The sequence below is a fragment of the Pseudomonas sp. NPDC008258 genome (genome assembly GCF_042956345.1).
In the GTDB taxonomy this organism is placed as follows: Bacteria; Pseudomonadota; Gammaproteobacteria; order Pseudomonadales; family Pseudomonadaceae; genus Aquipseudomonas.
In genome coordinates, this window is the sequence record NZ_JBIBGE010000085.1 from 1 (window position 1) to 1019 (window position 1019).

Annotated in this window: 2 protein-coding genes; both read right to left on the minus strand. The window is 60.8% G+C overall.

What is annotated here, in order from left to right:
• Positions 1-200 precede the first annotated feature (200 nt).
• The gene (locus ACFY9W_RS29090; RefSeq protein WP_391138315.1) at positions 201-629 is read right to left on the minus strand and encodes a multidrug/biocide efflux PACE transporter; all 429 of its coding nucleotides are present in this window, start codon (positions 627-629) and stop codon (positions 201-203) included.
• Positions 630-800: 171 nt separating this feature from the next.
• Positions 801-1019, minus strand: a 219-nt coding sequence (locus tag ACFY9W_RS29095) for a c-type cytochrome (protein WP_391138318.1), incomplete at its 5' end; no start/stop codon positions are given.

Consider the following 1019-nt stretch of genomic DNA (forward strand, 5'->3'; position numbering starts at 1 on the left):
GTGATTTCTCCCACGGTCTGTACTGCGCGAACAGTCAGAAGCGAGTTATGACCCTCCTCCTCCCTTCAAGTCCTACCATACAAGCGGGTTCACCCACGAAGCAGCCGCCGCGGTAGGCTGGCACCGGCTGCGCCGGTGTTCGCGGGCAAGCCCGCTCCCACAGAGACCGCGCGTACTTTCCTACTCGCGAGAGCGCCAACTTATGCCAGGCGGCGCTGCATCAGCAGGTGCCGAGCTTTGTCGAACGCCCAGTTGTACAGCACGGTGTAGGGCAGGATGACCACGAAGAAGCCCAGCTCCACCATGAACGCCTGCAGCAGCGAAATATCCAGCATCCACGCCGCCACCGGCAGGCACCACACCACCAGCCCGGCCTCGAAGCCCAAACCGTGCACAAAACGCGCACTAGCTTTCCAGTGAATGCGTTCGGTCTGCACCCAGCGATCGACCAGCGCGTTGTAGACCATGTTCCACAGCATGGCGATTACCGACAAGGTCACCGCCAATGCGCCTGCCGTCGCCAGCGACTTGCCCATCACCCAGGACAACAGCGGTGCGCACAGCAGCACGGCGAACAGTTCGTAGCCCACGGCGTGTACCAGGCGTTCGGTGAAGGAGACCGTTTTCATTGCAAATTCCATCCGTTGCGTAAGTCGTGCCCCTATTTTCTTTGACAAAACCGATACTCACCACATAGCTACCATCGGTTTTATCAATAGAATGCGCTACTCACACCCCTCAGGCTTCTAGCACCATCCTTGGCAAAGAAAGCCGAGGGTACTTGCAACTGTGCCTCGGCACTAAGGGTGAGCGTGCAACCCAGCACGAACGTTGCGCACTTGCTCCGCCGTCACTGTCGAGGCCTGGTTCGACCAGCCCTGGCGCAGGAAGGTTGCCAGTTCGGCCACTTCGGCATCGTCCATGCGCTCGGCAAAGCCGGGCATCGGCAGCACCGAAGGCGCACGCTCGGTCGACGGCGTCGCCGCGCCGGCGAGGATCACGTGCAACAACGCATCGGC

Coding starts and splice junctions, on each gene's coding strand:
- ACFY9W_RS29090 (WP_391138315.1), bottom strand. CDS start 629: ATGAAAACGGTCTCCTTCACCGAACGCCTGGTACACGCCGTGGGCTAC.